Raw genomic sequence first — 3,796 nt, 5'->3', positions numbered from 1 at the left:
GTGGGTCAAGCATCGGATGTGACACGATCACCGAGGGCGTTAGGATGGCAATACGGTTAACTCCGTGTTGAACCACGAACATAGACTGAAGACAGGTGTCACGACGGGTAATGTAAGGTAGGCGCTGCTTATTGAAAGATAAGTAATCCACGGATATCAGCATGACAACCGACGAAATTACTTGCTTCATCGACTGTGTTAGCTCAATCCCAATTGAGTCAAAAGAGCAAAAGCAGGCTTAAATATTTAGGCCGAAAGAGTGGTGTTCTGCTTGACGTGGGGAGTCATACCAACGCCCTGTTAAGGGGCAAATTGTAGTTGGCTAAAATGTGAAGCGGAGCGGAACCAGCCAACTGTAATTTGTCCCGCTTTAACAGCTTGTTATACGTAATATACACCAAACTAAAATATACTGTTTTTACCTTTGACCGTGAACATTTCACCGATAATTAACTCTGTTTTAGTTAACTCGTAAGGTACGACAACGATAACTGAATAACCACTAACGTGATCTAAATCTACAGCAATTGAATCAGAGCCATTAACCATAACGTCATAAACCAAAGCCGATGCAATAATTTCTTTGGCTTTAGCTGAATCGATGTAGTGATTTTTAAGTAAGTCGATTAATTCTGATGATTTAGGTCTTTCTTCACCATTTGAAGCAGACAAGTTAACTTGTTCGCCATTTGGTTTCATTATTTCACCAAATGGAAAGAACTCTTCATTTTCCAACAAAAGTTGTTTAGCTATTGGAAATACAGCATCAAATAACTTTTGAGTTTCAACTTTTCCTTGTTCCATACTACTTCCAAAACAATTAAAACTTAGGATTAAAAATATTGCAGCGAGCTTAGTATGCATAATTACGTATAACGCCGCATTAAGCGGACTAAAATCGTGGGTTATACTGTGTAGCGAAGCGGAACGTAACCCACTGTTTTTGTTCCGTTTAAATGCCTTGTTATGTGCAATTTCACACGATTAACCTTGGAGGAAATAATACGAAATAAGTAAACTCAGCAATAAAATAGTAACGATAGCTTTGGTTGCTCTCTTTGTATTTATATATGCTTTTTCTCCTGCCTTTACAACTTCCCACTCTATTTTTAGTAAATCTTGTGAAACATTAATGATGTCATCGATCTGACTTTGAATTTCAGACTTATCAAACATGACGTCACGGTCTGATATCGACAATTTAGCTTTATTTAATTTATTAATTAACTCTTTGTCTTTATTTTTATTTAACCTCAAAAGAATTCTATTATGGCATTCACAGAAAATACTAGAATCTTCTTTCGATAATTCATTGAACTCTGCAATCCACTCAACCCCGTCAAATGGAGTTGCTTTTCTTCTTTCTTGTAACTGAATTAATTGCCAAGAAGTTGATATTCTGTCGAAACTAGAAGTAAATTTAGCAACATCTTCTCGAAGTGCATCAATCCAATTTTGTCGAAACTCAGACACCTTTCCCTCTTTTTGATTTATTAAGGCAATGAAAGAGAAAATTCCAGTCAATGATGCAGCAGTTATAACCCCTACAGCAACAAAAATTGTATTTGGTATTACCATTTAGACTCCAATATATGGTTTGCACATAACGCCCGCATAAAGTGCGGAGCAAGTTGGACGCTTTCTTGCGCCGTTTGTATTTGCAAAAAATCGGACAGCTTGTGGAGTCAGATTTAATGCGCTTGTTAGGAATACTCTACCATTTGCAACAACTTATCAAAAGATCCTGCGATTTCTGAAACGTAATAACCATCATGGTAGAAGGCATAAACACCAAAAGAATTGGCATCTATAAACAAAAGGTCACCGTTTTCTTCACCAATTGCAATTCCACGGGAAAGTCTCTCTATTGTAAAATTTGAGCCACTTTCATTTTGAATAACATTGCCATGAAGAAATTCCTGAGCCGTAAGCAAAAACATTTTTAGCGCATAGATAAATGGAACTGGCTCAAGTCTATCGAGTGAAAAATCTGACTCTAGAGTAAGAGGCTCTTGTCCCTCCCAGTCAGAGGGAAGAACTGTAGCCATGAACCAATAGCAGTCTTGTATTTCTATTTCAAGTTCAGGCTCATCTTTGAGTAAGAAATCTAAATATGGTTTAGGTAATTCCAAACCATATTTTGAAATAGTTGAATTGAGTACCTGAGTCCGATTCATAGTATTCCTAACGCCGTTTTAAGCGGCAATAAAATAGTTGGTTATAATAGCGACGAAGGAGCAAAAGCCAACTGTTTTTTGTCCGACTTGAAAACCCTTGTTAGCATTCTAGAAAACCATAACATGATCTACGAGATATTGACCTTCTTTATGAACCAATAGCATTTCAGCTACAAATTCACCTTCAGCTTTACTGAAGGATTGTTTCCAAATTATTGCCGCAGCATCAGGCCTTTTAAAAACGGAAACAGGTGTTCTTTCTCCAAAATACCCCTTCTCATTTTGATAATGTTCACATACTGATTTGAGATATTCTTCTGTGACAATACTTTTCATTCTTTGTGTAAAGTCTTGAACATGCTTTTTATGATTTATCTCAGTAGAAGCGTCCATCAAATTATCCATAATAGGATTAGCTATATCAAAAATTTGTTTTTCAGATAATGATTGAAAATTCATCCAGACTCCATGGAATGCTAACGCCCTAATAAGGGGCTGATAATGCTTGGCTATACTGTGTAGCGGAGCGAAACTGAGCCAAGGTTTAGCAGTCCCGCTTTATTTGCTTGTTAGTGTTCAATTTAAGAAATATGTAACTAAATCAATATATGTTTTTAGTGCAGGTAATACTAAGAATATCACCGTAAAAATTACAGCCCATTTTTTACTAAACCACCACTTTTTAAGATCCTGAAAATGGTCAGGGAGAACTTCAAGTTTATCTTTTTCAGAAACTATACTCGGGTAAATTTGTAATGATATGTCTGTATCATATTTAACAAGATTCAAAGTACGTAACTTGTTTATTGATGTTTCTGAATAACAATCAAGAGCTTCTAAATCAGAAGTCAGCATGCTATTCCCCTTGTTAACAAAGTACTCTGCCAAATACTTTAAAAGAAACTTATCATCTTCCGTGTACACCGAACTCTCCTTGAACACTAACGCCACAATAATGGGCAAATAACGCTTGGCTAAAATAGCGACGCAGGAGCAAAAGCCAAGCTGTTATTTGTCCTGTTGATTGCCTTGTTAGTTGCTTGATATTTAAAGCAATAAACTAACAACACACTACCATGTTTCTATACCTAACGGAAGAAACCAAAAGCTTTCCCGCACGACACACCAAAGCCTGAACTTTGAGCCTTAAAAACTAAAGCCAGTTTGAGCTTATTACTGTGAAAGGCGAAAACGGGATTGGGCAAAAAGGAAGAGTGATTTTACGGCACTTCCATTGCCAAACCAAAGATGAACCAGACACGAAACTACGTGTTAAGCAATAAACTAGCAAATAAAATAATACTGATTTAGTGCGGGCAACTAGACATAATGACTCCCCACTAAAGATGCTGATCTCCAATCAATCGTGGGTTAGCTGAAAGCCAGAGCCATAATAGTTTTGTTAAAGAAACTAAATCGGAGATCAGCATGAATAAACATAACATACTTTTTATTGGCCTTGATACACATAAAGAATTTGTAGAAGTTGCTTATATTGAAGATCAAAGAGGAGCGCAAGCGGTTCATTTTGGACGAATTTCAAGTGCGAAAGCCTCTATCACTAAACTGGCTAGACAGTTTCAATCTAAGTACCCAGAAGCAACCTTACACTTTGTGTA

General features: G+C 36.8%; 5 protein-coding genes and 1 pseudogene. 1 reads left to right on the top strand and 5 read right to left on the bottom strand.

Going from position 1 to position 3,796, the window contains the following annotated elements; all coding sequences use genetic code 11:
- Positions 1-402: 402 nt before the first annotated feature.
- From BM736_RS24595 to BM736_RS24575, 5 genes are all read right to left on the bottom strand, one after another.
- Entirely contained in the window at positions 403-804 is a 402-nt protein-coding gene (locus BM736_RS24595) for a hypothetical protein (RefSeq protein WP_076416882.1), read from the bottom strand.
- 180 nt (positions 805-984) lie between these two features.
- Complete coding sequence (locus tag BM736_RS24590; RefSeq protein WP_076416881.1) at positions 985-1,578, bottom strand: hypothetical protein; 594 nt, start codon at positions 1,576-1,578, stop codon at positions 985-987.
- 125 nt (positions 1,579-1,703) lie between these two features.
- Positions 1,704-2,177, bottom strand: coding sequence for an SMI1/KNR4 family protein (locus BM736_RS24585; RefSeq protein WP_076416880.1), 474 nt, complete (start codon positions 2,175-2,177; stop codon positions 1,704-1,706).
- A gap of 108 nt (positions 2,178-2,285) precedes the next feature.
- Positions 2,286-2,636 carry a hypothetical protein gene (locus tag BM736_RS24580; RefSeq protein WP_076416879.1) on the bottom strand — a complete coding sequence of 117 codons (351 nt, stop codon included), beginning with the start codon at positions 2,634-2,636 and terminating at the stop codon, positions 2,286-2,288.
- A gap of 117 nt (positions 2,637-2,753) precedes the next feature.
- Complete coding sequence (locus BM736_RS24575; protein ID WP_076416878.1) at positions 2,754-3,101, bottom strand: hypothetical protein; 348 nt, start codon at positions 3,099-3,101, stop codon at positions 2,754-2,756.
- Between the two features lie 504 nt (positions 3,102-3,605).
- Between BM736_RS24575 and BM736_RS24570 the strand changes: the two are divergent.
- A pseudogene (locus BM736_RS24570) lies at positions 3,606-3,796 on the top strand (IS110 family transposase); the annotation flags it as partial.

Origin of the sequence: Shewanella sp. UCD-KL12, from assembly GCF_001957125.1 — a bacterium.
Classification (GTDB): Bacteria; Pseudomonadota; Gammaproteobacteria; order Enterobacterales; family Shewanellaceae; genus Shewanella.
Note: the sequence above shows the minus strand (reverse complement) of the source record. Positions and strands in the feature narration are given on the sequence as shown.

What these genes read in the sequence shown, in the direction of transcription:
- BM736_RS24595 (WP_076416882.1), bottom strand. Translation starts at nt 804, where the DNA reads ATGGAACAAGGAAAAGTTGAAACTCAAAAGTTATTTGATGCTGTATTT.
- BM736_RS24580 (WP_076416879.1), bottom strand. Translation starts at nt 2,636, where the DNA reads ATGAATTTTCAATCATTATCTGAAAAACAAATTTTTGATATAGCTAAT.
- BM736_RS24585 (WP_076416880.1), bottom strand. Translation starts at nt 2,177, where the DNA reads ATGAATCGGACTCAGGTACTCAATTCAACTATTTCAAAATATGGTTTG.
- BM736_RS24590 (WP_076416881.1), bottom strand. Translation starts at nt 1,578, where the DNA reads ATGGTAATACCAAATACAATTTTTGTTGCTGTAGGGGTTATAACTGCT.